This is a genomic window from Limnohabitans radicicola (genome assembly GCF_014837235.1).
GTDB lineage: Bacteria > Pseudomonadota > Gammaproteobacteria > Burkholderiales > Burkholderiaceae_C > Limnohabitans_A > Limnohabitans_A radicicola.
On record NZ_JACYFT010000002.1, the window covers coordinates 471,574 to 497,614 of the forward strand.

Annotated in this window: 26 protein-coding genes and 1 other RNA gene; 23 read left to right on the top strand and 4 right to left on the bottom strand. The window is 62.8% G+C overall.

Annotated elements, in window-relative coordinates; genetic code table 11:
* Positions 1 to 3 precede the first annotated feature (3 nt).
* The 12 genes from IC609_RS10050 (at position 4) to IC609_RS10105 (ending at position 13,336) form a co-directional block, all read left to right on the top strand.
* Positions 4 to 750 carry a type 1 glutamine amidotransferase gene (locus IC609_RS10050; RefSeq protein ID WP_191819362.1) on the top strand — a complete coding sequence of 249 codons (747 nt, stop codon included), beginning with the start codon at positions 4 to 6 and terminating at the stop codon, positions 748 to 750.
* On the top strand, positions 747 to 2,012 hold the full coding sequence (locus tag IC609_RS10055) for a cytochrome P450 (RefSeq protein ID WP_191819363.1): 1,266 nt from the start codon (positions 747 to 749) through the stop codon (positions 2,010 to 2,012). The genes IC609_RS10050 and IC609_RS10055 overlap by 4 nt, the downstream gene beginning before the upstream one ends.
* An 11-nt stretch (positions 2,013 to 2,023) precedes the next feature.
* Entirely contained in the window at positions 2,024 to 3,316 is a 1,293-nt protein-coding gene (locus tag IC609_RS10060; RefSeq protein ID WP_191819364.1) for a type I glutamate--ammonia ligase, read from the top strand.
* A gap of 18 nt (positions 3,317 to 3,334) precedes the next feature.
* Positions 3,335 to 3,649, top strand: coding sequence for a 2Fe-2S iron-sulfur cluster-binding protein (locus IC609_RS10065; RefSeq protein WP_191819365.1), 315 nt, complete (start codon positions 3,335 to 3,337; stop codon positions 3,647 to 3,649).
* Between the two features lie 9 nt (positions 3,650 to 3,658).
* Positions 3,659 to 5,143, top strand: coding sequence for an aldehyde dehydrogenase (locus IC609_RS10070; RefSeq protein WP_191819366.1), 1,485 nt, complete (start codon positions 3,659 to 3,661; stop codon positions 5,141 to 5,143).
* A gap of 14 nt (positions 5,144 to 5,157) precedes the next feature.
* Positions 5,158 to 6,522, top strand: coding sequence for an aminotransferase class III-fold pyridoxal phosphate-dependent enzyme (locus IC609_RS10075; protein ID WP_191819367.1), 1,365 nt, complete (start codon positions 5,158 to 5,160; stop codon positions 6,520 to 6,522).
* Entirely contained in the window at positions 6,519 to 7,760 is a 1,242-nt protein-coding gene (locus IC609_RS10080; protein ID WP_191819368.1) for a Tm-1-like ATP-binding domain-containing protein, read from the top strand. Before IC609_RS10075 ends, IC609_RS10080 begins: the two co-directional genes overlap by 4 nt.
* Positions 7,757 to 8,413, top strand: a complete 657-nt coding sequence (locus IC609_RS10085; protein WP_191819369.1) for an HAD-IA family hydrolase — start codon at positions 7,757 to 7,759, stop codon at positions 8,411 to 8,413. The genes IC609_RS10080 and IC609_RS10085 overlap by 4 nt, the downstream gene beginning before the upstream one ends.
* Before the next feature lie 118 nt (positions 8,414 to 8,531).
* Positions 8,532 to 9,236, top strand: a complete 705-nt coding sequence (locus IC609_RS10090; protein ID WP_191819370.1) for a GntR family transcriptional regulator — start codon at positions 8,532 to 8,534, stop codon at positions 9,234 to 9,236.
* On the top strand, positions 9,233 to 10,714 hold the full coding sequence (locus IC609_RS10095; RefSeq protein WP_191819371.1) for a malonyl-CoA decarboxylase: 1,482 nt from the start codon (positions 9,233 to 9,235) through the stop codon (positions 10,712 to 10,714). Before IC609_RS10090 ends, IC609_RS10095 begins: the two co-directional genes overlap by 4 nt.
* A 41-nt stretch (positions 10,715 to 10,755) precedes the next feature.
* Positions 10,756 to 11,751 carry a Bug family tripartite tricarboxylate transporter substrate binding protein gene (locus tag IC609_RS10100; RefSeq protein WP_191819372.1) on the top strand — a complete coding sequence of 332 codons (996 nt, stop codon included), beginning with the start codon at positions 10,756 to 10,758 and terminating at the stop codon, positions 11,749 to 11,751.
* Between the two features lie 40 nt (positions 11,752 to 11,791).
* Positions 11,792 to 13,336 carry a malonate--CoA ligase gene (locus IC609_RS10105; protein ID WP_191819373.1) on the top strand — a complete coding sequence of 515 codons (1,545 nt, stop codon included), beginning with the start codon at positions 11,792 to 11,794 and terminating at the stop codon, positions 13,334 to 13,336.
* Positions 13,337 to 13,518: 182 nt separating this feature from the next.
* Here the strand turns inward: IC609_RS10105 and IC609_RS10110 are convergent, their stop codons facing one another.
* A complete protein-coding gene (locus IC609_RS10110; protein ID WP_191819374.1) occupies positions 13,519 to 13,962 on the bottom strand; it encodes a universal stress protein in 444 nt (147 codons plus the stop codon).
* Positions 13,963 to 14,093: 131 nt separating this feature from the next.
* On the opposite strand from IC609_RS10110, the gene IC609_RS10115 reads away from it, so the two are divergent.
* The 9 genes from IC609_RS10115 to IC609_RS10155 all read left to right on the top strand — a co-directional run bounded on the left by IC609_RS10115 (position 14,094) and on the right by IC609_RS10155 (position 21,952).
* A complete protein-coding gene (locus tag IC609_RS10115) occupies positions 14,094 to 16,415 on the top strand; it encodes a heavy metal translocating P-type ATPase (RefSeq protein ID WP_225224107.1) in 2,322 nt (773 codons plus the stop codon).
* Position 16,416: 1 nt separating this feature from the next.
* Positions 16,417 to 16,554: a cbb3-type cytochrome oxidase assembly protein CcoS gene (gene ccoS / locus IC609_RS10120; RefSeq protein ID WP_191819376.1), complete on the top strand. Its 138-nt coding sequence runs from the start codon at positions 16,417 to 16,419 to the stop codon at positions 16,552 to 16,554.
* Positions 16,555 to 16,623: 69 nt separating this feature from the next.
* Positions 16,624 to 18,060 (top strand): cytochrome-c oxidase, cbb3-type subunit I, encoded by a 1,437-nt coding sequence (gene ccoN, locus IC609_RS10125; RefSeq protein ID WP_191819377.1) that lies wholly within the window; start codon positions 16,624 to 16,626, stop codon positions 18,058 to 18,060.
* A 13-nt stretch (positions 18,061 to 18,073) separates the two neighbouring features.
* Positions 18,074 to 18,700: a cytochrome-c oxidase, cbb3-type subunit II gene (ccoO, locus tag IC609_RS10130; protein ID WP_191819378.1), complete on the top strand. Its 627-nt coding sequence runs from the start codon at positions 18,074 to 18,076 to the stop codon at positions 18,698 to 18,700.
* 9 nt (positions 18,701 to 18,709) lie between these two features.
* A complete protein-coding gene (locus tag IC609_RS10135) occupies positions 18,710 to 18,850 on the top strand; it encodes a cbb3-type cytochrome oxidase subunit 3 (protein WP_191819379.1) in 141 nt (46 codons plus the stop codon).
* 35 nt (positions 18,851 to 18,885) lie between these two features.
* On the top strand, positions 18,886 to 19,800 hold the full coding sequence (ccoP, locus tag IC609_RS10140; protein WP_191819380.1) for a cytochrome-c oxidase, cbb3-type subunit III: 915 nt from the start codon (positions 18,886 to 18,888) through the stop codon (positions 19,798 to 19,800).
* Positions 19,801 to 19,955: 155 nt separating this feature from the next.
* Positions 19,956 to 21,338, top strand: a complete 1,383-nt coding sequence (gene ccoG / locus IC609_RS10145; RefSeq protein ID WP_225224108.1) for a cytochrome c oxidase accessory protein CcoG — start codon at positions 19,956 to 19,958, stop codon at positions 21,336 to 21,338.
* 35 nt (positions 21,339 to 21,373) lie between these two features.
* On the top strand, positions 21,374 to 21,634 hold the full coding sequence (locus tag IC609_RS10150) for a nitrogen fixation protein FixH (RefSeq protein WP_191819381.1): 261 nt from the start codon (positions 21,374 to 21,376) through the stop codon (positions 21,632 to 21,634).
* A 21-nt stretch (positions 21,635 to 21,655) separates the two neighbouring features.
* Positions 21,656 to 21,952: a hypothetical protein gene (locus IC609_RS10155; protein ID WP_191819382.1), complete on the top strand. Its 297-nt coding sequence runs from the start codon at positions 21,656 to 21,658 to the stop codon at positions 21,950 to 21,952.
* Between the two features lie 46 nt (positions 21,953 to 21,998).
* On the opposite strand, the gene fnr is transcribed toward IC609_RS10155, so the two are convergent.
* On the bottom strand, positions 21,999 to 22,721 hold the full coding sequence (gene fnr / locus IC609_RS10160) for a fumarate/nitrate reduction transcriptional regulator Fnr (RefSeq protein ID WP_191819383.1): 723 nt from the start codon (positions 22,719 to 22,721) through the stop codon (positions 21,999 to 22,001).
* 203 nt (positions 22,722 to 22,924) lie between these two features.
* On the opposite strand from fnr, the gene hemN reads away from it, so the two are divergent.
* Both hemN and IC609_RS10170 read left to right on the top strand, forming a co-directional pair.
* The gene (hemN, locus tag IC609_RS10165) at positions 22,925 to 24,307 is read left to right on the top strand and encodes an oxygen-independent coproporphyrinogen III oxidase (RefSeq protein WP_191819384.1); all 1,383 of its coding nucleotides are present in this window, start codon (positions 22,925 to 22,927) and stop codon (positions 24,305 to 24,307) included.
* Between the two features lie 6 nt (positions 24,308 to 24,313).
* On the top strand, positions 24,314 to 24,994 hold the full coding sequence (locus tag IC609_RS10170) for a sulfite exporter TauE/SafE family protein (RefSeq protein ID WP_191819385.1): 681 nt from the start codon (positions 24,314 to 24,316) through the stop codon (positions 24,992 to 24,994).
* A gap of 6 nt (positions 24,995 to 25,000) precedes the next feature.
* On the opposite strand, the gene IC609_RS10175 is transcribed toward IC609_RS10170, so the two are convergent.
* Positions 25,001 to 25,816 carry a sulfite exporter TauE/SafE family protein gene (locus IC609_RS10175; RefSeq protein WP_191819386.1) on the bottom strand — a complete coding sequence of 272 codons (816 nt, stop codon included), beginning with the start codon at positions 25,814 to 25,816 and terminating at the stop codon, positions 25,001 to 25,003.
* Between the two features lie 30 nt (positions 25,817 to 25,846).
* A non-coding RNA gene (ssrS, locus tag IC609_RS10180) (6S RNA) lies at positions 25,847 to 26,027 on the bottom strand.
* Between the last annotated feature and the right edge of the window lie 14 nt (positions 26,028 to 26,041).

Consider the following 26,041-nt stretch of genomic DNA (forward strand, 5'->3'; position numbering starts at 1 on the left):
ACCATGCCTGAAAGACCCCGGATGAACCTGCACATTGCCGTTTTGCTGACCAACGACGACACCTCGGCGTTTGCGGCGCGTTTTCCGAACGACGGGCAAAAGGTCGTCCAGTTGCTGCAGCCCTTGCGCCCGGGCTGGACTTTCGAGGTGGTGCCGGTCAAGGACGGCGTGCTGCCCAGCGGCCCGCAGGCTTTCGATGGCTACGTCATCACCGGCAGCCCCGCCTCGGTCAACGACGACAGCCTGCCCTGGGTGGGGCCTTTGCTGGCCTTCATCCGCGAAGTCCATGCCGCCCGCCAGCCCTTGATCGGCCTGTGTTTTGGCCACCAGGCGGTGGCCCGGGCGCTGGGCGGGCAGGTGGCGCGCAACACCGCGGGCTGGGGCCTGGGCACGGCGGCCACGCACTGGCAGCACAGTCGGCCCTGGATGCAGCCCTTTCACGGCACTACCACCCTGATGGCTGCCCACAACGAACAGGTCACCCGCATGCCCGAAGGGGTCGAGTGCCTGGGGGGCAGCGATTTTTGCCCCATCGGCTCGATGCAGATCGGGCAGCACATCTGGACCACCCAGTACCACCCCGAAATGCCGCGGGTCTTCATGCAGGCCCTGCTGGGCTACCTGGCCGACAAGCTGGACGCCGCCACCCTGGCGCGTGCACACGCCAGCCTGACTCAGACCGCCGATGTGCCGCTGTTTGGCCAGTGGATGGTGCAGTTTTTTGAACACGCGAGGAACCCCCGCTCATGACCGTCTGGACCCCGACCGACGATGGCCACGCCGACCTGTCAGACCACGACAGCTTCGTGCCTGGCGCGCCGCACAACACCTTCAAACGTCTGCGCGACGAGGACCCCATGGCCTGGTGCGACTGGTCCGGCGGCAAGGGCTTCTGGTCGGTCACGCGGCATACCGACATCCTGGAACTCAACCGCAACCACCAGCGCCTGTCATCGGCCCAAGGCATCCGCATGGAAGACCAGACCCGCGAGGAATACCTGGCGCGGCGCACCTTCCAGGAGACCGACCCGCCCGAACACACCCGCACCCGCATGCTGGTGGCCAAGGCCTTTTCCAAGCCCATGATGGCGCTCTACGAAGACCAGATCCGTGAACTCTGCGTGGGCATCCTCGACCAGGCCCTGGGCCTGAAAGAGTTCGACGCCACGCACCAGATCGCCCGCCAGTTGCCCATGCGCATGCTCGGGCGCATCGCGGGTCTGCCCGAAGAAGACCTGGACTGGCTGGTGGACAAAGGCGATGCGCTCATGGCCAACACCGACAGCGACTTCACCAGCCATGTGGTGGACAAGATGGACACCGAGGCCTACCGCTTCATGCCGTTCCGCTCACCCGCCGGGGCCGACCTGTACGACTACGCGGCCAAGCTGATGGACCGCAAGCGCGATGCGGGCGACACGAGTGGCGTGCTGCACCTGATCACCCAGCCTGACGCGCAGGGCAATGTGATCAGCGACACCGAGTTCCGCAACTTCTTTTGCCTGCTGGTGGCGGCGGGCAACGACACCACCCGCTATTCCATCGCGGCCGCCTTGCACGCGCTGGCCAACCAGCCGGTCCTGATGCAGCAGCTCAAGGCGGTGCAGGGCGAAGCCGCCTGGGAGGGCGTGGCCGATGAATTCATCCGCTGGGCCTCTCCCGCCACCCATTTCCGCCGCACCGCGACCGAGGACTTCGAGTACCACGGCAAACAAGTCAAGGCGGGCGACAAAGTGCTCTTGTGGTTCATTTCGGGCAACCGCGACGAGCGGGCTTTTGAGCAGCCCTTCACGGTCAACTTGAGCCGGGGCGTGAACCGCCACCTGTCGTTCGGACAGGGCGGGGCACACGCCTGTCTCGGCATGTGGCTGGCGCGGCTGGAGCTGCGGGTGCTGCTGCAGGAACTGATCAAGCGCGTGGAGCGCATCGAGCAAACCGGTGAACATGCCTTTTTGCGATCCAACTTTGTCTGTGGCATCAAACGCCTGCCGGTGCGCATGCATCTGATTTGAAAGGGAAGACCATGTCGAATGTTCAAGAACGCCTGCGGGTGCTGTTTTGTGACCACCTGGCCATCGCGAGGGGCAAATACGTCACGCTGAAACCCGGGCAGGGCGGCGGTGCCCGTTTTTGTCGTGGCACCTTTGGCGTGACCTATGAAAAAGAGCTGATCCCCGTGCCGGGCGCCATGGTCATGGAAGGCCTGCCCGACATGGAGGCGGTCTACACCGCCGAAGACATCCGCCCCGGCTGGCAGCCGTTCACGAAGGTGGCGATTGGCGACCTGAAAGCCAACGACGGCACACCCCTGCCCATGTGCGGGCGCAGTGCGCTCAAGCGCGCCGTGGCCGACTGGCAGGCCATGGGCTACGACCCGATGGTGGGCATCGAGCTCGAAGCCTTTGCCTTCCAGATCGAGCCCGACGGCTCGCTCAAGCCTTACGACACACCAGCGGCCCATGTGTACGCCACCGGCCCCTTTGCCGACCCCAGGGGCTTCACCGACGCCCTGTGGGAAAAGGCCACGGCCGCGGGCTTTCGCATCGACAGCATGAACACCGAATACGACGCGCCGCAGTTCGAGTTCACGCTCACCTACGACCGCGCCGTCAAAGCGGTGGACGACATCTTTTTGTTCCGCTTGCTGGCCCGCGAGGTGGCCTTCCAGCACGGCATCGTGCTGACCTTCATGCCCAAGCCCATCCTCACGGTGGGCGGCAGCGGGGTGCACATCAACTTCAGCTTGCGGGATTCCCAAGGCCACAACGCCATCTCGGGCGGGCACGACGCCAGCCAGTTCAATGCGCTCACGCTGGGTTGCACGGCCGGGCTGATGCAGCACCACCAGGCCCTGGCGGGCCTGCTGGCGCCCAGCGCCAACTCTTACCAGCGCCTGCAACCGGCCAGCCTGTCGGGCTTCTGGCAGAACTGGGCGGTGGACCACCGGGGCGTCACGGTGCGTTTGTCGGCTGAAAGTGGCCCCGGTGCGCGCATCGAGCACCGCATGGGCGACGCTGCGGCCAACCCTTACACCCACACCGCCGCTGTGCTGCAGGCTGCTCGTTTGGGCGTGGCCAACGCTTATGCATTGCAGCCCGCAGAGACCGGCGACTGCCTGGAAAACAAAGATGCCACCCACAGCGTGCCCGACACCTTGGCGGGCGCACTGGATGCGCTCGAAGCCGACACGGCGCTCACGCAAGCGCTGGGCGAAGGCCTGGTGGCCAACCATGTGGGCATCAAGCGCCACGAGATCGAGCGCACCGCTGGCCTGGAAGGCGACGCGCTGCGCGACCACTACATCCGATTCATCTGATCTGAAAGAACCCACCCCATGCCCCAAGTGCACTGGATCATGCGCAATGGCGACCGTGTGAGCGACGACGTCAACGATGGCACCAACCTGATGGACGCCGCCCAGATGAACGGCATCCCCGGCATCGCGGGCGAATGCGGCGGCTGCCTGTCGTGCGCCACCTGCCACGTCTACGTCGATGAAGCCTGGCTGGCCGCCTGCCCGCCCATGGACGAGGTGGAAAACGCGATGCTCGACATCGTCACCTCGCCACGCCAGAGCGGCAGCCGCCTGAGCTGCCAGCTGATCGCGTCCCCTGCGCTCGACGGCATCGTGCTGCATGTGCCCGACTGAAGGCGGCTCATGAAACAGGAACAGATCGACGCGCTGCGCCACCAGCCCATTCCTGACCAGGGGCTGCTGATCGACGGGCAGTGGGCGGCTTCGACCTCAGGTCAGACGCTCCCTGTGGTTTCGCCCATCGACGGACAGCAGCTGTGCACCATCGCGGCCGCAGGCCAAGCCGATGTGGATGCCGCCGTAGCCGCGGCCCGCCGCAGCTTCGAGTCTGGCGTGTGGTCGCGCATGGCGCCTGCCGAGCGCAAGAAAATTTTGCACCGCATTGCTGATCGCATCGAGGCGCACCACGCCGAGCTGGCCGTGCTGGGCGTGCGCGACAACGGCACCGAGATCGCCATGGCCTGGAAGGCCGAGCCGGGAAGCGCGGCGAGCACTTTCCGTTATTACGCCGAGTGTGTGGACAAAATCAACGGCGAGATCGCGCCCACGCCCGACGGCACGTTGGGACTGATCCACAAGGAGCCGGTGGGGGTGGTTGCGGCCATCGTGCCGTGGAACTTCCCGCTGATGATCGGCGCTTGGAAGATCGCCCCGGCGCTGGCGGCGGGCAATTCGGTGGTGCTCAAGCCGTCCGAAGACGCCTCGCTGTCCTTGCTGCGCCTGGCGCAGCTGTGCCTGGATGCGGGCTTGCCGCCGGGGGTGCTCAACGTGGTCACGGGCACGGGCGCGCAGGCGGGTGAGGCGCTGGCGCGGCACATGGACGTGGACATCCTCACTTTCACAGGCTCCGGCCCGGTGGGCCGCTTGTTGCTCAAAGCCTCGGCCGAGTCCAACCTGAAACGGGTGTACCTGGAGCTGGGCGGCAAGTCGCCCAATATTGTTTTTGACGATGCGCCCGATCTGGCGCAGGCGGCCAAGGTCTCGGCCATGGGCATTTACCGCAACAGCGGGCAGGTTTGTGTGGCGGGCTCGCGGCTTTTGGTGCAGCGCTCGGTGCACGACGAACTCGTCGAGCGTTTGCAAAAGATTGCCGCCAGCCTGCGTGTGGGCGACCCGCTGGATGTGACCACCGAGATCGGCGCGGTCAGCAGCGCACGCCAGCTCGCCAAGAACCTGGCGGCGGTGCAGGCCGCACAGCAGCAGGGCGCACGCCTGCGCGTGGGCGGGCAGGCGTTGCAGCCTGTGGCGGGCGGCAGTTACATGGCCCCCGCCTTGTTCGACAGCGTGACGCCCGACATGACGCTCGCCCGCGAGGAAGTTTTCGGGCCGGTGCTGGCGGTCTTGCCTTTCGACGACGAGGCCGATGCGGTGCGCTTGGCCAACGACTCCACCTATGGCCTGGCGTCCGCCGTGTGGACGGGCAGCCTCTCGCGGGCCCACCGCATGGTGCGTGCCATCAAGGCCGGGGTGGTGCACGTCAACACCTATGGCGGCCCCGACATCACCGTGCCGCTGGGCGGGGTGCGCCAGTCGGGCAACGGGCACGACAAATCCATGCATGCGCTGGACAAATACCTGGACCTGAAGACCGCTTGGATTCAACTGTGAATGTCGAGAAAACGATGAACAACGACCAACTCAAGGCCGACAACGCCCAATACCTCTGGCACCCCATGGCCCACCCGGGGGCGATGAAAAAGTCCCGGCCCGACATCATCGCCAAAGGCGAGGGCTGCTGGATCTGGGACGTGGACGGCCACAAGATGCTCGACGGCGTGGGCGGTCTGTGGGCCTGCAACCTGGGCCACAGCAACCAGGCCGTGCGCGACGCCATCGTGGCGCAGATGGACGAGCTGCCGTTTTACAACGTGTTCCGTGGCACCACCCATGTGCGGGCCATCGAGCTGTCCAAACGGCTGGTGCAGATGATGGAGCCCGAGGGCGTGGCCACGGTCATGTTCTCCAACGGCGGCTCGGACGCGGTGGAGGGCGCACTCAAGGTGGCGCGCCAGTACCACAAGCTCAAGGGCCAGGCCGACCGCTTCAAGTTCATCAGCCTGCGCCAGGGCTACCACGGTGTGCACTTTGGCGGCATGAGCGTGAACGGCAACAGCAACTTCCGCCGCGCCTACGAACCGCTGTTGCCCGGGTGCTTCCACATCGACACGCCCTGGGTCTATCACAACCCCTACACCGATGACCCGATCCGCCTGGGTGAAATTTGCGCCGAGCTGCTGGAGCGCGAAATCGTCTTCCAGGGGCCGGACACGGTGGCGGCCTTCATCGCCGAGCCGGTGCAGGGCGCGGGCGGCGTGATCGTGCCACCGCCCAACTACTGGCCGCTGGTGCGCCAGATTTGCGACAAGTACGGCGTGCTGCTGATCGCCGACGAGGTGGTGACCGGTTTTGGCCGCAGCGGCGAGCTGTTTGGCACCCGCCTGTGGGGTGTGAATGCCGACATGTGGTGTCTGGCCAAGGGCATTTCTTCGGGCTACATCCCGCTCGGGGCCACGGCGATCAACCGCCGCATCGCCGAGGTGTTTGACGCCGACACCACGGGCACCGCCTCGGTCTCGCACGGCTACACTTACAGCGCCCATCCGATCGCGGCCGCTGCGGCGCTGGCCACGCTCGACCAGATCGAGGCGCATGACATTCCCGGCAATGCCGCCCGCGTGGGCGCGCACATGCAGACTCGCCTGCGCAAGCTGGTCGACACCTGCAGCTTTGTGGGGGATGTGCGTGGTGTGGGCCTGATGCTGGGCATCGAAATGGTGAGCGACAAGGCCAAGCGCACGCCCATGCCCCGCACGAGTGACATTCCGGCGCGGGTGGCCAAGGCCGCTTACCAGGCGGGCCTGATGGTGCGCATCTCCGGCCCCAACCTGATCTTGTCGCCGCCGTTGGTCATCACCCGCGAAGAGGTCGACTTCATGTGCGATGTGCTCGAAGGTGCGTTTGCCGCCGTGCAGGAGGGCCGCGCATGAAGAGCCCCACCATCCTGATCGTCGGCACCGTGGACACCAAGAGCGACGAGATCGGTTTCATGCGCGAGCAGGTGCTGGCCGCAGGTGGGCAGGCGCTGGTCATGGACGTGGGGGTGCTGGCCAAAGGCCGGGTGGTCCCCGACATCGCCAACACCGATGTGGCCGCCGCTGCCGGGGTGACGCTGCAGCAGGTCATGGACAGCGGTGACGAAAACAGCGCCATGGCGCTCATGGCGCAAGGCGCATCGGCCTTGGCTGCCCAACTGCAGCGCGAAGGCCGCATGGACGGCTTGCTGGTGCTGGGCGGCACCATGGGCACCGACCTGGCGCTGGACGTGGCCAGCAGCTTGCCGCTGGGCGTGCCCAAGGTGGTGCTGTCCACGGTGGCGTTTTCGCCGCTCTTGCCCCCCGAGCGCATGCCCCCCGATCTGATGATGGTGCTGTGGGCGGGCGGCCTGTATGGCCTCAACAGCCTGTGCCAGTCGGCGCTGGCCCAAGCCGCAGGTGCGGTGGTGGGGGCGTGCCGCGTGGCGCGCGTGCCGCGTTTCGAGCGGCCCGTGGTGGGCATGACGTCCCTGGGGTCGAGCTGCCTGAAATACATGGTGCAGCTGCAGCCCGAACTCGACAAGCGCGGTTTTGACCTCGCGGTTTTTCACACCACAGGCATGGGGGGCAGGGCGTTTGAATCGCTGGCCGCGCAAGGCCAGTTTGCCTGCGTGATGGACTTCAGCCTGCAGGAGATGGTCAACCAGATGGGCGGCTCGGTGGTGAGCGCGGGGCCGGATCGGCTGATGGGCGCAGGCCGCCAAGGTGTGCCGATGATCGTGGCCCCCGGGGCCACCGACCTGGTGGACTACCCCGCCTGGGGCCAGATGCCCGAGCGCTTTGTCGGGCGGCCCTCGCACGACCACAACCGCCTGATCGCCTCGGTGGGCATCGACGCCGACATGCGCCGCGAATTCGCCCGCGAGCTGGCCAGCCGCCTGCGTCAGGCCCGTGGCCCCGTGCACCTGGTGCTGCCCCTGCAGGGCATCGAAGAGTGGGACCGGCCCGGCGCGCCGTTGCACGATGCCGAAGGTTTGGCCGCCCTGATGGACGAATGCAGCCAGTGCGATTGGGGCACGGCTCAGGTCTCGCGCATCGACGCGCACATCAACGACGCCGCTTTCGTGCAGCAGGTGCTGGCCGTCTTTGACGACTGGTTGGCCCGTGGCCTGGTGAAAAAGGTCGCGCCATGAGCGGTGCAGCGACCCGAGCCCTGGTGCTCGACTTTGGCGGGGTCATCAGCCGCACCCTGTTCGAAACGCACGACTTGAGCGAGGCGGCCCTGGGCCTGCCCCCGGGCACCTTGACCTGGCGTGGCCCCTTTGCGCCCGAGACCGATGCCCTCTGGCAAGCCATGCAGGCCGACCACATCACCGAGCGCGAGTACTGGATGGCCCGCACCCGCAGCGTGGGTGAGCTGGTGGGAGAAGAGTGGCACGACATGCAGACCTTCGTGCAGCGGGCGAGGGGGGCCGACGTGGAAGCGGTGATCCGGCCTGAAGCGGCGGCCGCCGTGCACCAGGCCAAGGCGGCTGGCTGCAAGCTGGCCGTGCTGTCCAACGAGCTGGACCTGTTTTACGGCGCGAGTTTCCGCGAACGTCTGCCATTGCTGCAGCTGTTTGACGTGATCATCGACGCCACTTACACCGGCATCCTCAAGCCCGACCGGCGGGCCTACGAGATGTGCGCTGAGGCGTTGGGCGTCGCGCCTGCAGACTGCGTGTTTGTGGACGACCAGAGCCGCAATGTGCTGGGGGCCATCAAGCTGGGCTGGCAGACCGTGCAGTTCGACGTGACCCATCCGGCGGATTCTTATCAGCGCGCCCTGAAGCTGCTTGGACTGTGAAACTTTGGTCGGGCAGTCAGGGTAAATCCCGGGCCTGAATGTGTGGTGTTTCGCTGACAGGGTGCACCAAACGTCTTTGTAATTACGCATAATTATCGGAAATTACGAAGGCGATTTCATGGCCGGACACGTCAATTCTTTGCACGACCAGGTGGCACAGCAACTGCGCGATCAGATCTTTGCGGGTGAGCTTTCTCCGGGTGCGTTTGTGGACGAAACCCGCTTGTGCGAGCAACTGGCCATCTCGCGCACGCCCTTGCGCGAAGCGCTCAAGGTGCTTGCGGCAGAGGGATTGATCCGGCACGAGCCCCGGCGTGGCAGTTTTGTGAGCGAAGTGACCGAACAGGATTTGGATGAGATCTTCCCGGTCATCGCCTTGCTGGAGGGGCGCTGTGCTTTTGAAGCCGCCCTGCAGGCGAGTGATGCCGACATCGTTGCGCTCGACAGTTTGCACCAACAGTTGCAAGACAGCGCCACCCAGGGCCGCATCCCGGATTACTACGCCGCCAATTACGCGATCCACGAAGCCATCATCGCCATGGCGGGCAACAAGTGGTTGGCCCAGGTGATCAGCGATTTGCGCAAGATCCTCAAGCTCGCCCGCTTGCAGCAGCTCAATGCGCCCGGGCGACTTACCCAGTCCCTGGCTGAACACATGGCGATTTTTGCTGCGCTCAAGGCACGCGACGCCGAAGGGGCGGACGCGGCCATGCGCACCCATTTGACGCGCCAACGCGAGGCCTTGCGCCAGTTGGCCCGCCAGAACACCAGCCGGATTGCGCCGGTCACCACAGAACACGAGAAAAGCAGGGTTTCCACATGAACACATCGGAATGGATTGGCCGTAAGGTCGCCGGTTGGCTGCCCACAGGCAAACGCGAGGGTGGCGCCAGCGTGTCTGCAGCAGAGGGCAAGCCCGATGGCCGGGCCGCCAAGCCTGCCGCATCCAAAGAGGCTCAGGTGCGCTCGTCGCGTGAACGGCTCAATGCCACTTTGCGTCAGAAAGAAGAAGCGTTGTCGCCGCGCGTGCTGCGCCGCACCCTGACCGAGCTGCAGGCCATCGTCGACCCCAGCGTGAGCGAGGTCGAGGGCGGCAAGCGCGCCCGGGGTGTGGCCCAGTGGTACACCAAGGCCACGCCCGAGCAGCGCCAGGACTGCTGGCTGCTGATGAGCGAGCAGTTCGCGCCCGATGCGAGCAAGGTCAAAGCCGCACGCGAGCAGTACGAAGCCGCCGTGGGTACACCCGACGAAGGTGTGGCCGAGATCCGTTTGCGCAAAGCCCTGGTGTCGCCGCGCACACGGTTGCTGCAACGTTTTGCGGCCTTCCCCGAAGGCATGCGTTTTCTGGTTGACTTGCGCCAGGAGCTGATGCCCGCGCTCAAGTCGAACAAACGCCTGCTGGCCCTCGAAGCCGAGCTGGAGAACCTGTTCACCACTTGGTTCGATGTGGCCTTTCTGGAGTTGCGCCGCATTAGCTGGGATTCGCCCGCCAGCCTGGTTGAAAAACTCATCAAGTACGAAGCGGTGCACGACATCAAGAGCTGGGGCGACGTCAAGAACCGGCTCGATTCGGACCGACGCTGCTACGGCTTTTTTCACCCGCGTTTGCCGGATGAGCCTCTGATTTTTGTGGAGGTGGCGTTCATGGATGAGATCGCCGCCAGCATCACCCCTTTGCTGGATGAAGCGGCGGAGGCGGTGGACCTGAGCCGGGCAACCACGGCGATTTTTTACTCCATCAGCAACACCCAGCAAGGCCTCAAGGGCGTGAGCTTTGGCGACTCGCTGATCAAGCGGGTGGTGGAGACTCTGCGGGCCGACTTTCCCAAACTCAAGACCTTTGCCACCCTGTCGCCGATCCCGGGGTTTCGGGCCTGGCTGAACAAAAATGCCGAGCGCATGCTCGAAGCCACGCCCGAAAAAGTCCGCACCCAGCTGGGCCGCGCCGTGGGTTTTGAGCCAGTGACGGCAGGGCATGTGCTGTCGGCGCTGGACCAGGTGCCCACCTTGCCTGAGCGCTCGGCCTTGCGCCAGTGGCTGCTGGCGTGTGCCGCGCATTACCTGGGCAAGGAGCTCAGCGATGAGCGCCCGGCCGACCCGGTGGCCCGTTTTCACCTGGGCAACGGCGCCCGCGTTGAGCAGATCAATTGGGCTGCCGACCTGTCCAGTAAGGGCATCAAGCAGTCGTTTGGCCTGATGGTCAACTATCTGTACGATCTGCGCAGACTCGACCGCCACCGTCAGGGTCTGGCCCAAGGGCGTGTGCCTGTGTCAGACGGTGTCGAGCGCTTGTATTTTTGAGCAGAACTTCAACGATTTCATTCATAAAAAAGGGGACAAACATGACCGTATTCGATTTGCACATGGACCGCCGAGGCGTTCTCAAACTGGCCACTTCCGCAGCCGCCTTGGCCTCGGGCGCTGTGCAGTCCCAGTCCAGCTGGCCGACCAAGCCGGTGACGATGATCGTGCCATTCCCGGCAGGTGGCGGCACCGACGCATTTGCCCGCCCCTTGTCGGCGCAGTTCTCGCGCCTGACGGGCAAGCAGCTGATCATTGACAACCGGGGCGGAGCGGGGGGCACGCTGGGCGCGGGCGTGGCGGCCAAGTCGGCACCCGATGGCTACACCCTTTTCATGGGGGCGGTGCACCACACGATTGCGCCCTTCATGTACGCCAAGCTCGACTACGACCTGGAACGCGATCTCACGCCCTTGATCCTGGTGGCCAACGTGCCGCAGGTGCTGGTGGTCAACCCCAAGAAAGTCGATGCGGCCGACTTCAAGACTTTTCTGGAGTTCGTGAAGAAGAATCCGGCGCGTTTGAACTACGGCTCGGCCGGGGGCGGCACGTCGCACCACTTGGCGGGTGAGTTGTTCAAGCTGCAGACCAAGACCTTCATCACGCACATCCCTTACCGTGGCGCAGGCCCGGCCTTGCAGGACCTGATCGCAGGCAATGTGGACATGATGTTCGATGGCCTGGGGTCATCGGCCACCCACATCAAGTCCGGCCGTGTCAAGGCGCTGATGGTCTCGGGCAACAAGCGCAGCCCGGCTTTCCCCGATGTGCCTTGCTCGGCCGAGCTGGGCTTGCCCGATTACACCGTGTCCACCTGGTACGGCGTGTGGGCACCCAAGGGCTCGCCTGCCGAGGCCCAGGCCCGCGCCGTGGAGGAAATCCGCAAGGCCTGTCAGACCGATGAAGCCAAAGCCGTCTGGGCCGGGCAGGGGGCTGAATTCCCCAACCTCACAGGCGCCCAGTTCGATGCCTTCATCAAGGTCGAACTCAAGAAGTGGTCCCAGGTCGTGAAGGCCTCGGGCGCCAAACTCGATTGAGCCGGCTTACCCTTTTGTTTGTTCCTCTTTCTGGATCCACATGAGCAACCACAACCTCTTTGCCGCATTGCGTGCGGCTTTTCCCTCAGATTTGAACGCCGTGGCGGTGGAAACCGACGAAGGCCTGCGCTACAGCTGGCGCGATTTGGACCGCGCCACCGCCATGATGGCCAACCTGCTCGCCTCGCTCGATTTGCCTCAAGGTAGCCGCATCGCCGTGCAGGTCGAAAAATCGGTCGAAGCGATGATGTTGTACTTGGCCACACTGCGTGCCGGGTATGTGTTTCTGCCGCTCAACACGGCCTACCAGAGTGCCGAGATCGAGTATTTCATTGGCAACGCCGAGCCGGCCGTGGTGGTGTGCAGCCCGGCCAATTTCGGTTGGGTCAGCAAGATCGCCTTCAAGGCGGGCACCCAGCATGTGTTCACGCTGGGTGACGACCGCACGGGCAGCCTGCTCGATCGTGCAGCCCACCACAGTGACCAGCACAAAACAGTCAGCAAAAAAGCCGATGACTTGGCCGCCATTTTGTACACCAGCGGCACCACCGGGCGCAGCAAGGGGGCGATGCTCACGCACGGCAACATGCTGTCCAATGCCGTGATGCTCAAGGACTATTGGGGCTGGAAGCGTGGGGATGTGCTCATCCACGCTCTGCCCATCTTCCATGTGCATGGCTTGTTTGTGGCCATCCATGGGGCGCTGATCAACGGCAGCAAGATGATCTGGATGGCCAAGTTCGAGCCCAAGCGCGTGATCGCCCGCATGCCCGAGGCCACGGTGTTCATGGGCGTGCCCACGCTGTACGTGCGCATGCTGGCCGAGCCGGGTATGACGCGCGAAGCGGTGCGCAACATGCGCCTCTTCATAGCAGGTTCTGCGCCGCTCTTGCTGGAAACCTTCAACGAGTGGCAGCAGCGCACGGGTCACACCATCCTGGAGCGCTACGGCATGAGCGAAACGGTGATGCTGACCTCCAACCCCTACAGCGCGGACAAGCGCTACGGCAAGCAAACCGAACGCAGAGGCGGCACTGTTGGGTTTCCTCTGCCGGGCGTGTCGCTGCGCGTGCGAGGTGACGATGGGAAGGATTTGCCCGTGGGCGAGATCGGTGGCATCCAGGTCAAGGGGCCGAACGTGTTCAAGGGCTACTGGCGCATGCCCGAGAAGACGGCCGAAGAATTCACCTCGGACGGTTATTTCAAGACGGGCGATGTGGGCAAAGTCGATGAGCGCGGTTATGTGACCATCGTGGGCCGCAGCAAAGACCTGATCATCAGCGGCGGCTACAACGTGTACCCTGCCGAGATCGAGGGCTACATCAATGAGATGGCGGGCGTGGCCGAGAGCGCACTGGTGGGTGTGCCGCACCCGGACTTTGGTGAGGTGGGGGTGGCGGTGGTGATCGCCAAGCCCGGCGCGAACCTGAAGCCCGACGCCATCGTGGCCGATCTGAAGTCCAAGCTGGCCAACTTCAAGATCCCCAAACGCTGCTTTGTGGTGCCCGAGTTGCCACGCAACACCATGGGCAAGGTGCAGAAGAACCTGCTGCGGGACCAGTACAAGGGTTTGTTTGCGGCTTGAACCTGGGGTGCAAGCGCCAAAGTGAACTTGGACTGGGCAGGTACCAGCGCACACTCAAACAGCTGAAAGTTGAATGTGCGCTGAACTCGCCAAGGCGATAGCCTGCTTGGGCGATTTGGCGAGCGCAGCGAGTATGAGCCCGGGCAGGCTATCGCCTTGGCGGGCTATACAAGACAAGACCTTCAGCGCAACACCAGCACCGGGATGTGCGAGTGCGTCAGCACCTGCTGGGTTTCGCTGCCCAGCAGCAGGCGCTTGATGCCCTTGCGGCCATGCGAGGCCATCACGATCAGGTCGGCTTTTTGTTTTTTGGCGGTCGCGATGAGCGCATCCGACACCACATCGGATTTGACCGTCACGGTCTTGGTGCTCACACCTTTGGCTTTGGCGGCTTTGGCCACCGCGTCCAGGTTGGCCTGGGCGGCATCGGTCCATTGTTTTTCGATGCGGCTGATTTCCTGGGCCGACAACGGGATGCTGCCTTCAAAGTACGCCTGGGGGTAACGTGGCACGACTTTGACGGCCACCAGTTCGGCAGCACAGCTTGCGGCCAATTGAATGGCACTGGTCACCGCTTTTTTGGACAGGGTGGAGCCATCGGTCGCGACAAGAATGCGTGAGTACATGCGTGTTCTCCTCAGAACGGTTGAAAACTTCAGTCTAGGCACTCAGGGCTTTTTCTTTCTTGATGCATGTCAAGCTCTGTGTCAGGTCTCTGGCGTATCTTCAGAACATGACCTCAGTCGATGTTTTGGCCATGACCCTTCCAAAAGGGCCGCTCGATGCGGCTGTGGCCGAAGGTGAGCGGCTGAAATTGCTCGATGACCCACAGGAGTGGGCCCATTTCAGCCATACCGAGCCCGACGGCGCCTGCGCGTCCAGCGTGGTCTTTGAGGGCATGCACTGTGCGGCTTGCGCCATCACCATCGAAGACGCTTTGCTGCACGTGCCAGGCGTGCAATCGGTGCAGATCAGTGCGGCCAGCCACAGGGGCCGTGTGGTCTGGTCGCCCCAAAAGACAAAGCCATCGCTGTGGATGACAGCGGCTGAACAGGTGGGCTACCGCGCCGTGCCCGCCAACGATGCCCACGCCCACGAGCGCCGCCGCCAGGAAGCGCGGCGCATGGTCTGGCGGGTGGCGGTGGCAGGGTTGTGCATGATGCAGGTGATGATGTACGCCACGCCCGCGTACGTCACCGCACCGGGCGAGATCACCCCTGACATGGTGGCCTTGCTGCGTTGGGCTTCGTGGGTCCTGTCCTTGCCGGTGATGCTGTTTTCGTGTGCGCCGTTCTTCCGGGCCGCTTGGCGGGATCTGCGTCAGCGCCAGATCAGCATGGATTTGCCCGTGGCGCTGGGCATGCTGGCGACTTTTGTGGTCAGCAGCCTGGGCACCTTTGAGCCCGACGGGCCATTCGGTGCCGAGGTCTATTTCGACTCGCTGACCATGTTTGTTTTCTTTTTGCTGGCTGGGCGCTGGCTGGAGTTGAGGCTGCGTGACCGTACCGCCGGGGCGCTCGAAGCCGTGCTCAACCGCCTGCCCGACAGTGTGAGCCGCCGCACCGCCGATGGGGGCTGGGAGCCTGTGTCGGTGCGCCGTCTGGCGGTGGGCGATGTGCTGGAGGTGCTGCCCGGGCAGGCGCTGGCAGGCGACGGCACCATTTTGAGCGGTCAGACCCAGGTCGATGAGGCTTTGTTGACGGGCGAGTCGCGGCCCTTGAGTCGGGGCGTGGGCGAACGCGTGATCGCAGGGAGCCACAACCTCAGTGGCCGCATTGAGGTGCGCATCGACCAGGTGGGGGCGGCCACACGCTACGCCCAGATCGTGGCGCTGATGGAAAACGCTTCGCTGACCCGGCCTCCGATGGCCCTGGTGGCGGACCGCGTGGCCAAGCCATTTCTGATGCTGGTGCTGTTGGCGGCGGCTGGGGCGGCGGCACATGGCTGGTCCTCTGGCCCCGCGCACGCCGTGATGGTGGCGGTGGCGGTGCTGGTGGTGACTTGCCCCTGCGCTTTGTCGCTGGCCACGCCGGCGGCCATGCTGGCCACAGCCGGGGCGCTGGCCCGCAGCGGTGTGCTGGTGCGCCGCCTGGAGGCGCTGCAGAACCTGGCGGGCATCGACACGGTGGTGTTCGACAAGACCGGCACGCTCACGCACGATGCGTTTGCGCTGGCCGATATCCATGTCCGCGAGGGTGTGGCACCCGAGCAGGCTTTGAGCTGGGCCGCCGCGCTGGCGCGCCAGTCGCTGCATCCGGTCTCGCGTGCCCTGTGGGCGCAGGCCCGCCAGCGTGCCCAGGCGTTCGGCAGCCTGACTGAACTGGAGGCGCAGACGGTGTCGCAGGTGTCGGAAACGGCTGGGCAGGGCGTCGCCGCTGTGCTGGCACGCCCGGGCGGGCAGCCCCTGGCCTTGCGTTTGGGCTCGGCCACTTATTGCCAGGCCCCGGCAGCCAGGGCAGAGCGTTTGCAGGTATGCCTGGCCGATGACGCGGGTTGGCTGGCCACTTTTGAGCTGCAAGAAGAAGTGCGCCAGGAGGCCGCGGGGGTGGTTGCCCAACTGCAAGCCCTGGGCCTGTCGGTGCAGGTGCTGTCGGGTGACGCGCCGCAGGCGGTGGCGCAGGTCGCAGCAGCGGTTGGCATTGCCGCCTACCGGGGGGGCTGCACGCCGCAGGACAAATTGCTGCACATGCGTGGACTCCAGCAAGAGGGTCACCGGGTGGCCATGGTCGGTGACGGACTCAACGATGGCCCGGTGCTGGCAGGCGCGGATGCCTCGTTCGCGCTGGGTCAGGCGGTGCCCTTGGCCCAGTCCAAAGCCGATTTCGTGCTGATGAGCGGGCAACTCACGGTGCTGGTCGACACCTGGCGGCGCAGCCGCCAGACCTTGCGCATCGTCAAGCAAAACCTGGCCTGGGCCGCCATCTACAACGCCGCTTGCGTGCCTTTGGCCTTGCTCGGCTGGCTGCCCGCCTGGGGCGCTGGCCTGGGCATGGCGCTCAGTTCCTTGCTGGTGGTGCTCAATGCCTTGCGTCTGTCGACATCCATTTCTGCGGGCTCACCCGCCATTGAGGACCATTGACATGGACATCCTTTTTTTACTGATTCCGCTGTCGGTCGGTTTGGTGTTTTTCATCCTGGGTGGGCTTTGGTGGGCGGTCCACAAAGGCCAGTTCGAGGACATTGAGGCCGAAGGTGAACGGATTTTGAGAAACGATTGATATGCATCAAGCCTGCGTTGGCCGACATGGGCGAAACTTGTTCAGGTTTTACATCAAGAAGAGGTGAAAATGATATTTCCCAATACGCAAGCCTCTGTCTACAACGACAAAGTTGTCAGGCAGTTCGCCATCATGACGGTGGTGTGGGGCGTGGTCGGGATGCTGGTGGGCGTGATCATCGCCGCCCAGTTGACCTGGCCCGAGTTGAACTTTGGTATTCCATGGTTGAGCTATGGCCGCCTGCGCCCACTGCACACCAATGCGGTGATTTTTGCGTTTGGCGGCTGTGGCTTGTTCGCGTCGGCGTACTACGTCGTGCAGCGGACCTGCCATGTGCGCCTGTTCAGCGACAAGTTGGCGGCTTTCACCTTCTGGGGCTGGCAGCTGGTCATTTTGCTGGCAGCCATCACCTTGCCCCTGGGGTTCACCAGCGGCAAGGAATACGCCGAACTGGAGTGGCCCATTGACATTCTGATCACCCTGGTCTGGGTGGCGTTTGCCGTGGTTTTCTTTGGCACCGTGGGCACCCGCAAGGTCCGTCACATTTATGTGGCCAACTGGTTCTTCGGGGCGTTCATCATCGCCGTGGCCCTGTTGCACCTGGTCAACAGCGCTGCGCTGCCTGTGGGCTTCATGAAGTCCTACTCTGCTTATGCTGGTGTGCAGGACGCCATGGTGCAGTGGTGGTATGGCCACAACGCCGTGGGCTTCTTCCTGACCGCGGGCTTCCTAGGCATGATGTATTACTTTGTACCCAAGCAGGCCGAGCGCCCTGTGTACTCGTACCGCCTGTCGATCGTGCACTTCTGGGCCCTGATCTTCACCTACATGTGGGCCGGTCCTCACCACCTGCACTACACCGCCTTGCCCGACTGGACCCAGTCGATCGGCATGGTGTTCTCGCTGATCCTTTTGGCCCCCAGCTGGGGCGGCATGATCAACGGTGTGATGACCCTGTCGGGCGCATGGCACAAGTTGCGTGACGATCCGATCTTGCGCTTCCTGATCGTGTCCCTCTCGTTCTACGGCATGTCCACCTTCGAAGGCCCGATGATGTCCATCAAGACCGTCAACGCCCTGTCGCATTACACCGACTGGACCGTGGGCCACGTGCACTCGGGTGCCCTGGGCTGGGTGGGTCTGGTGACCATGGGCACCATGTACTACCTGATTCCCCGTTTGTTCGGTCAGAAGAAGATGTACAGCGTCAAAGCCATCGAGCTGCACTTCTGGACCGCGACCATCGGCATCGTGATTTACATCGCTGCCATGTGGATTGCCGGTGTCATGCAGGGCCTGATGTGGCGCGCAGTCAATGCCGACGGCACCCTGACCTACACCTTTGTGGAATCGGTCAAAGCGACCTTCCCGTTCTATGTGTTGCGTCTGCTGGGTGGCTTGCTCTATCTGGGCGGCATGCTGATCATGCTTTGGAACACATTCAAGACAGCCACTTCGGGACGTTCTGTGGACGTTCAGATCCCCGCTGTTGCGGCACACGCCTGAGGAGAAACGAAACATGTCCAACAACAATACGGGCGGCGGTCTGTCCCACGAAAAGATCGAAACCAGCAACTTCCTGATGATCGTGCTGATCCTTCTGGTGCTGCTGTTCGGTGGCCTGGTCGAGATCGTGCCCCTGTTCTTCCAGAAGTCGACCACCCAGCCAGTGGAGGGACTCAAGCCCTACACCGCATTGCAAGTGGCCGGACGTGATGTTTACATCCGTGAGGGTTGCTACAACTGCCACTCGCAGATGATCCGTCCTTTCCGCGCCGAGACCCTGCGTTATGGCCCTTATTCGGTGGCAGGCGAGTTTGTGTATGACCATCCCTTCCAGTGGGGCTCCAAACGCACCGGTCCTGACCTGGCCCGTGTGGGTGGCCGTTACAGCGACGAATGGCACCGCATCCACCTGACCAACCCACGTGATGTGGTGCCCGAGTCCAACATGCCGGCTTATCCCTGGCTTGAAAAGAACACCGTGGACGCCGACAGCTTGCCAGCACACATGAAGGGCCTGCGGACGCTGGGCGCGCCTTACAGCGACGAAGAGATCGCCAAGGCGGCTGACGAAGTCAAGGGCAAGACCGAGCTGGAGGCGGTGATCGCCTACCTGCAAGGTCTGGGCATCCATCGCAAATAAGGATCTGTCATGGACATCAATACCTTGCGCTCCATCGTGACCGTGGTGACATTTGCCGTCTTCATCGGCATCCTGTGGTGGGCCATGTCCCGTCGCAACCAAGCCCGCTTTGATGAGGCAGCCCGCCTGCCTTTCGGTCAGGATGACTGAGCTGTCCTCAATGAAAAGAATTTAAAGGAATCGATATGAGTGACTTCAACGGCAATTTCTGGCACTTGTTTGTGGCCGGTGTGACGCTGGTCGGCATCGTGGCCTGTTTGATCCTGCTGTGGTTCTCAGGCAAGGCCAAGGCCATGACCGCCAACGACAACACCACGGGCCATGTCTGGGACGGTGATCTGCGTGAAATGAACAACCCGCTGCCACGCTGGTGGGTGGGCCTGTTCATCATCACCATCGTCTTCGCGCTGGTCTATCTGGCCATGTACCCGGGTGCCGGCAACAACGCAGGCCAATTCGGCTGGACCTCTGCAGGCCAGTACACCGCCGAGGTGAACAAGGCCAATGCGGAAGTGGCACCTTTGTATGCCAAATTTGCCGGCATGACGGCAGAGCAAGTGTCCAAAGACCCCCAGGCCATGGCCATCGGTGACCGCCTGTTCATGAACAACTGCGCACAGTGCCACGGCTCTGACGCACGCGGCAGCAAAGGCTTCCCGAACTTGACAGACGCCGACTGGCTGCATGGCGGCTCACCAGAGAAAATCAAGGAAACCCTGGTGCAAGGCCGCATCGGCCAGATGCCTCCGATGGCCGCTGCTGTGGGCAGCCCTGAAGATGTGCGCAACGTGGCCCACTATGTCCTTAGCCTGTCGGGCAGCCCGCACGATTCACTGCGTGCATCGCTGGGCAAGTCCAAGTTTGGTGCTTGCGCTGCATGTCACGGCATGGACGGCAAGGGCAACCCCGCTTTGGGCGCTCCCAACTTGACCGACGACATCTGGCTGCACGGCTGGGGTGAAAACGCCATCGTGGCCATGATCAACAATGGCAAGGTCAACCAGATGCCAGCCCAAGCCAGCAAGTTGACCGAAGGCCAGATCCATGTGCTCGCGTCTTATGTCTGGGGCTTGTCCAACAACAAGCCGACAGCCAACTGAATGATCCACTGAACTGAACAAGACACTCCCGGCGAGTGTCTTGTTTTTTGAAAGCCCGTGTTTTGGACTCCCAGGAAAAATCACCCCGAAAAATCGTTCCCATCGTTCCCATCGTTCCGGTGAGTGGAGCTGCGGAGGGTGAGGATGATGTGCAAATGGTGTCGTTGTACGCCGCCACGCAGAAGATTTACCCACGCAGCGTGCAAGGCATCTTCGCCAAATGGCGTTGGTTACTGGTGGCGATCACGCAACTGGTGTTTTATGGTTTGCCCTGGCTGGAGTGGGGGCAAAGGCAAGCGGTGCTGTTCGATCTGGGTGCGCGCCGCTTCTACATTTTTGGCATCGTCCTGTACCCGCAGGACTTCATTTACCTGACCGCGATCCTGGTGATCTCGGCGTTCTCGCTGTTCCTGTTCACGGCGATTGCCGGGCGCCTGTGGTGTGGCTACGCCTGCCCGCAAACGGTGTACAGCGAAATCTTTTTGTGGGTAGAACGCAAGATCGAAGGCGATCGCACGGCCCGCATGAAGCTCGATGCGGCGGACATGTCGCTCGAGAAGTTGGTGAAGAAATGGTACAAGCACATCGTCTGGATCGGTATCTCGATCTGGACCGGCTTCACTTTTGTGGGTTATTTCAGTCCCATCCGTGAGCTGGGCATGGAGTTTTTCCTGGGCAACATGACGTCCTGGGAAATTTTCTGGGTCTTCTTCTACGCCTTTGCCACCTATGGCAATGCGGGCTTCATGCGCGAGCAAGTGTGCAAGTACATGTGCCCTTATGCACGCTTTCAAAGCGCCATGTTCGACAAGGACACCTTGATCGTGACCTACGATGCGGCCCGTGGCGAGCCCCGCGGTGCGCGCTCGAAAAAGGCAGATCCAGCGGCCCTGGGCCTGGGCGCTTGTGTGGATTGCAGCTTGTGTGTGCAGGTCTGCCCGACGGGCATCGACATCCGCAAGGGCCTGCAGTACGAGTGCATTGGCTGTGGTGCCTGCGCCGATGTGTGCGACACGGTCATGGACAAAGTGGGCTACCCACGGGGCTTGGTGAAGTACTCCACCGAGAACGCCATGACCAACACCTGGAGCAAAGAGCAGACCTGGCGACGCGTGTTCCGACCGCGTGTCTTGCTGTACCTGGGCATTTTGGGCGTGGTCACAGTGGCTTTGTTCACGAGCCTGGCGCTGCGCAAGCCCTTCAAGGTGGATGTGGTGCGTGACCGCTCATCGCTGGCCCGCATTGTCTCGGGTGGTCAAATCGAGAACGTTTACCGCATCCAGATCATGAACGCGGCCGAGAAACCCCTGAACTTCAAGCTTTCTGTGGATGGCTTGCCTGGCCTGGTCGTGGCGACCGAGGACGATGTGCGCGTGGAGGCAACCCAATCGCGTTGGGTGTCCGTGCGTTTGCAGTTGCCCTACGATGGCGCTGCTGCGGGCTCACACCCTATCCACTTTCTGATCCAATCCTACGAAGAGGGTGTGAAGGTCGTGGGCGAGTTGAGTGAGAAATCGGTTTTCCTGGTGCCCCGTTGAGCGAGGTGCCTGTGTCCAATTCATCGGAAATTCCTATGCAAAAGAGCCGTTCATGGTGGCAGTTCCCGCACGTCTGGTTGGTGGTCGCAGGCCCGGCCATTGTGGTGGTGGCCAGTTTCGTGACGTTCTATCTGGCAGCGAGATCGGCAGACCCTGTGCTGCCAACCACGCCGCAAGCACAGTCGGCGGTGGACGCCGCATCAGCGCCTGGCATCAGCCTGGCGCCAGCCATGCAGGCACGCAATCACGCGGCGACAGGCGTTTTGCCTGGCAACGATAAAACCAAAAAGCCCTGAACATGGGCACAGGAGACAACGATGTTTGCACAACGGATGATGTGGATCGCCTGGCCGGCTTTTCTGGTGGCTGGCTTGTTTGAGGTGTTGGTGTTTGGCCTCGTGGATCCAGAGGATCTGCAATGGTTTGGCCACCCTTTGGCCCTGTCAAGGCAAGGCGTTTACACCCTGGCGTTCTTTGCTTTCTGGCTCTTGACCATGGTGTCAAGTGGCTTGACCACCTTGCTGTCCATGTCTCCCTTCGAGGTGAACCGCTGCCCCGTGCCAGAGGGTGCGCGTCCGCCAGACTGCGCCCGCCAGGACGGCAATTGCTGCTGAGCTGAGGGGAGGGCCTCAACCCCGGGCAAAGCGACTCTCGGCCGAGTCAGTGGCAGGCCGTCTGGTGGTTCACGATGCGCTGCAGGCCTTCGGTGTCCAGGATGCGCACGTGCCGTTGCTTGACTTCCACCAGCCCGTCTTCGACGAATTTGGAGAAAGTGCGGCTGACGGTTTCGAGCTTGAGGCCGAGGTAGCTGCCGATTTCTTCACGTGTCATGCGCAGAACCAGCTCGGACTGTGAGAAGCCACGTGAATGCAGGCGTTGCACCAGATTGAGCAGGAAGGCGGCCAGGCGTTCTTCGGCGCGCATGCTGCCCAGGAGCAACATGACACCATGTTCGCGCACGATCTCGCGGCTCATGATCTTGTGCACATGCGACTGCAGTGCGGTCACTTCACGCGAGAGCTCTTCGATGTTTTCAAATGGCATCACGCACACCTCGGCATCTTCGAGCGCCACCGCGTCGCAGGTGTGGTGGTCGTTCACGATGCCGTCCAGGCCGATGATCTCGCCCGCCATCTGGAAGCCGGTGACCTGATCGCGACCGTCTTCGGTGGCCAGACAGGTCTTGAAGAAGCCGGTGCGGATCGCATACAGCGAGGTGAATTTCTCGCCGTTGGTGAACAAGGTCGCGCCGCGTTTGACTTTCTTGCGCGTTGCCACCAGATCGTCCAGACGGTTCATGTCCTGATCGGACAGGCCGACGGGCATGCACAGTTCACGCAAATTGCAATTGGAACAGGCGACTTTGATGACTTGAGGATTCATGTCTGCTCTCTCATGTTCTTTGAAGTCTTGCTTCAGATCAAGCCAAGCTTAATTCGGATTGAGGCCCAAATTCAGGGTTTCCACTGATTTTTTGACACTCCACTCGAATTTAGTGACGGAGTTGACATGGGTCAAGATGCCGAAAGTGATACACCGGCACAGTAGCGGACATCGTTGAGAACCAATTACTTCGTGAGCCAAAGATGTCCATCATCACCCCCGAATTGCTGACCCGTTTTGATGTTCCGGGCCCACGGTACACCTCTTATCCGACAGCAGATCGTTTTGTGGAGGCGTTTTCCGAGTCGGACTACCTGATGGCGCTGGACCATCGCCAACAGGCCGCACGCCTGAAGGCGCAGCCGCTGTCGCTGTATGTGCACATCCCGTTTTGCGAGTCGCTGTGCTATTACTGTGCCTGCAACAAGATCATCACCAAGCACAAGGACCGCGCAGAATCCTATCTGCGCTACCTGGCCCGCGAGGTCGAGTTGCATGTGGCGCATCTGGGCACTGGCCATTCGGTGAGCCAGTTGCACTTGGGCGGGGGCTCCCCCACATTCCTGAGCGACGACGAGCTGCGCGGGCTGATGGCCATGCTGCGCCGTCACTTCCAGTTTGTGCCAGGCGGCGAGTATTCGGTCGAAGTGGATCCCCGCACCGTGGATGAAAAACGCCTGGCCGTCCTGGCCGAGCTGGGCTTCAATCGGCTGAGCTTTGGTGTACAGGACTTTGACCCTGCGGTGCAAAAAGCCGTGCACCGGGTCCAGCCTGCCCAGCAAGTGTTTGACTTGGTGGCTGCTGCTCGCCGCTTGGGGTTTGAGTCGGTCAACGTCGATCTGATCTACGGTCTGCCACTGCAAACCCCTGAGTCCTTCGACCGCACACTGGCCCAAATCAATGAACTGCGCCCTGACCGCATTGCGCTGTACGCCTATGCCCACTTGCCCGAGCGCTTCAAGCCGCAGCGCCGCATCCATGCGGCCGAGCTGCCCTTGCCCGGCGCCAAAGTCGCGTTGCTGGCGCGTTCCATGGACGCGTTCATGGATGCAGGTTATGTGTATGTGGGCATGGATCACTTTGCGTTACCTGACGATGCGCTGGCCGTGGCCAAACGGCAGGGGCGCTTGCACCGCAATTTCCAGGGCTACAGCACACAGCCCGATTGCGACCTGATTGCACTGGGTGTGTCGGCCATTGGCCGCATCGGTGCGATCTACAGCCAGAACGCCAAGACCATGGAGGAGTACTGCGACGCACTCGACCAAGGTCATCTGCCCATCGTGCGCGGCCTGGCGCTGACGCGCGACGACATGCTGCGCCGCGCCGTCATCATGGCCTTGATGTGCCAGGGCCACCTGCAGTTCGAATCGATCAATGTGGCCTGGTTGATCGATTTCAAGACCTACTTTGCCCATGAGATGCAGACTTTGGAAGAGATGCAAAATCAGGGGCTGGTGGAGCTGAGCCCGACCGGCATCCAGGTGACGGCGATGGGCTGGTTCTTTGTGCGCGGCGTGGCCATGGTGTTTGACCGCTACCTGCAGCTGGACCGCAACCGCACGCGCTTCTCAAAAATCATCTGATCTTCGATGCAAAGTTCCTTGGCCCTCACGGCCTTGTTGATGGGGCTGGCGGGCGGCCCGCACTGCGTGGCCATGTGCGGCGCGGCTTGTGCAGGCGTGGCGCAGGCCAGTGGTGAACACCGGCAACGCGCACTCTGGCTGTTTCAGCTGGGCCGTTTGCTCGGTTATGCGCTGCTGGGTGCCTTGGCAGCCGCCAGCGTGCAGGGGCTGGGTTGGCTCACGGTGCAATCGGCCGCGTTGCGCCCAGTGTGGAGTTTGCTGCATGTGGCGGCCATGGGCCTGGGGCTGTGGTTGATCGTTTACGCACGCCAGCCTGTGTGGCTTGACCAGAGTGCCCGACGGCTGTGGTCACGGGTTCGCGGCTTCAATGCCCGCTGGGGGCGCGCAGCGCCAGTGCTGGTCGGAGGTCTGTGGGCGTTGATGCCTTGCGGCTTGCTGTATTCGGCCGTGATGGTGGCCGCGTTGACGTCACATCCGGCCGACGGCGCCACGACCATGGCCTGGTTTGCGGCAGGCTCCAGTGTGAGCCTGTGGGCAGGACCCTGGTTGCTGCTCAAGATGCAGTCGGTAGGAGACGGTTCTTGGGGCGTTCGTCTGGCGGGGCTGGCCTTGATCGCCACCTCGGCCTGGGCCCTGTGGATGGGCCTGGCGCATGACCAGGCCCCCTGGTGTCTGGCGCCGGTCTGAAAATGATCAGGCCGAGAGGCCTTTGTAGAGCATGTAAGCGGCCAGCATGAACAAGGTGCTGGCGAAAACGCGCTTGAGTTGTTTGACCGGCAGCTTGTGGGCCGTGCCCGCGCCGATGGGGGCCATCACCACGCTGCAAGTGGCAATCACCACCAGCGCTGGCAACCACAGGTAGCCAAAAGAATATTCAGGCAGGTTTTGCAAGTTCAGACCGCTGGCCACGTAGCCGGCCACATTGGCCAGGGCAATCGGGAAACCCAAGGCGGCGCTGGTGGCCACGGCGTTGTGGATGGCCACGTTGCACCAGGTCATGAAGGGTACGCTGATGAAGCCGCCACCTGCGCCCACCAGGCCCGACAGCAGGCCGATCAGACCGCCCGCTCCCAGCTGACCGGTGAAGCCGGGCATCTGGCGGCTGGGCGCAGGTTTCTTGTCCAGGAACATCTGTGTGGCAGAAAAGCTCACAAAACCGGCAAAGAACAAAGCCAGCGAGCTGCCTTTGACCACGGCAAAAATGCCCATGCTGCCGAGCAAGCTCCCCAGGACAATGCCTGGGGCCAGACCTTTGACCAGGTCCCAGCGCACAGCGCCTTTTTTGTGGTGCGCCCGTACGCTGGAGATGCTGGTGAAAATGATGGTGGCCATGGAAGTGGCAATCGCCATCTTGACCGCCAGATCGGGTGCCACGCCACGTTGGCCCAGCATCCAGGTCAGGAAAGGGACCATGATCATGCCGCCGCCAATGCCCAGAAGGCCTGCGAGGAAGCCGGTGCACAGGCCCAGCACGGCCAGCTCGATCAACAAAGTGGGTTCCAGGATCATGGTGCGGTAGGGGCGGTGAGGGTGAAAGAAAAGGTGTCTGCGGATGCCGCCGGACCCTCATCCTGAACCGGGGGTTCAGGTGGGCGAGGGCAGACTGACGTTGGGTTCATCTGACGCGAGACGATCACGCTCACCAGCCGATGTACCAAGCCCGAGCTCAATGAGCATTGGTTCAAGGAAATATAAAGCCCGGCGCGCACCGCAGACGAGGGCTATTGTAGGTGC

Bases quoted from the DNA above. Each gene is read 5' to 3' on its own strand.
- IC609_RS10050 (WP_191819362.1), top strand. From the start codon at position 4: ATGCCTGAAAGACCCCGGATGAACCTGCACATTGCCGTTTTGCTGACC.
- IC609_RS10055 (WP_191819363.1), top strand. From the start codon at position 747: ATGACCGTCTGGACCCCGACCGACGATGGCCACGCCGACCTGTCAGAC.
- IC609_RS10060 (WP_191819364.1), top strand. From the start codon at position 2,024: ATGTCGAATGTTCAAGAACGCCTGCGGGTGCTGTTTTGTGACCACCTG.
- IC609_RS10065 (WP_191819365.1), top strand. From the start codon at position 3,335: ATGCCCCAAGTGCACTGGATCATGCGCAATGGCGACCGTGTGAGCGAC.
- IC609_RS10070 (WP_191819366.1), top strand. From the start codon at position 3,659: ATGAAACAGGAACAGATCGACGCGCTGCGCCACCAGCCCATTCCTGAC.
- IC609_RS10075 (WP_191819367.1), top strand. From the start codon at position 5,158: ATGAACAACGACCAACTCAAGGCCGACAACGCCCAATACCTCTGGCAC.
- IC609_RS10080 (WP_191819368.1), top strand. From the start codon at position 6,519: ATGAAGAGCCCCACCATCCTGATCGTCGGCACCGTGGACACCAAGAGC.
- IC609_RS10085 (WP_191819369.1), top strand. From the start codon at position 7,757: ATGAGCGGTGCAGCGACCCGAGCCCTGGTGCTCGACTTTGGCGGGGTC.
- IC609_RS10090 (WP_191819370.1), top strand. From the start codon at position 8,532: ATGGCCGGACACGTCAATTCTTTGCACGACCAGGTGGCACAGCAACTG.
- IC609_RS10095 (WP_191819371.1), top strand. From the start codon at position 9,233: ATGAACACATCGGAATGGATTGGCCGTAAGGTCGCCGGTTGGCTGCCC.
- IC609_RS10100 (WP_191819372.1), top strand. From the start codon at position 10,756: ATGACCGTATTCGATTTGCACATGGACCGCCGAGGCGTTCTCAAACTG.
- IC609_RS10105 (WP_191819373.1), top strand. From the start codon at position 11,792: ATGAGCAACCACAACCTCTTTGCCGCATTGCGTGCGGCTTTTCCCTCA.
- IC609_RS10110 (WP_191819374.1), bottom strand. From the start codon at position 13,962: ATGTACTCACGCATTCTTGTCGCGACCGATGGCTCCACCCTGTCCAAA.
- IC609_RS10115 (WP_225224107.1), top strand. From the start codon at position 14,094: ATGACCCTTCCAAAAGGGCCGCTCGATGCGGCTGTGGCCGAAGGTGAG.
- ccoS (WP_191819376.1), top strand. From the start codon at position 16,417: ATGGACATCCTTTTTTTACTGATTCCGCTGTCGGTCGGTTTGGTGTTT.
- ccoN (WP_191819377.1), top strand. From the start codon at position 16,624: ATGATATTTCCCAATACGCAAGCCTCTGTCTACAACGACAAAGTTGTC.
- ccoO (WP_191819378.1), top strand. From the start codon at position 18,074: ATGTCCAACAACAATACGGGCGGCGGTCTGTCCCACGAAAAGATCGAA.
- IC609_RS10135 (WP_191819379.1), top strand. From the start codon at position 18,710: ATGGACATCAATACCTTGCGCTCCATCGTGACCGTGGTGACATTTGCC.
- ccoP (WP_191819380.1), top strand. From the start codon at position 18,886: ATGAGTGACTTCAACGGCAATTTCTGGCACTTGTTTGTGGCCGGTGTG.
- ccoG (WP_225224108.1), top strand. From the start codon at position 19,956: ATGGTGTCGTTGTACGCCGCCACGCAGAAGATTTACCCACGCAGCGTG.
- IC609_RS10150 (WP_191819381.1), top strand. From the start codon at position 21,374: ATGCAAAAGAGCCGTTCATGGTGGCAGTTCCCGCACGTCTGGTTGGTG.
- IC609_RS10155 (WP_191819382.1), top strand. From the start codon at position 21,656: ATGTTTGCACAACGGATGATGTGGATCGCCTGGCCGGCTTTTCTGGTG.
- fnr (WP_191819383.1), bottom strand. From the start codon at position 22,721: ATGAATCCTCAAGTCATCAAAGTCGCCTGTTCCAATTGCAATTTGCGT.
- hemN (WP_191819384.1), top strand. From the start codon at position 22,925: ATGTCCATCATCACCCCCGAATTGCTGACCCGTTTTGATGTTCCGGGC.
- IC609_RS10170 (WP_191819385.1), top strand. From the start codon at position 24,314: ATGCAAAGTTCCTTGGCCCTCACGGCCTTGTTGATGGGGCTGGCGGGC.
- IC609_RS10175 (WP_191819386.1), bottom strand. From the start codon at position 25,816: ATGATCCTGGAACCCACTTTGTTGATCGAGCTGGCCGTGCTGGGCCTG.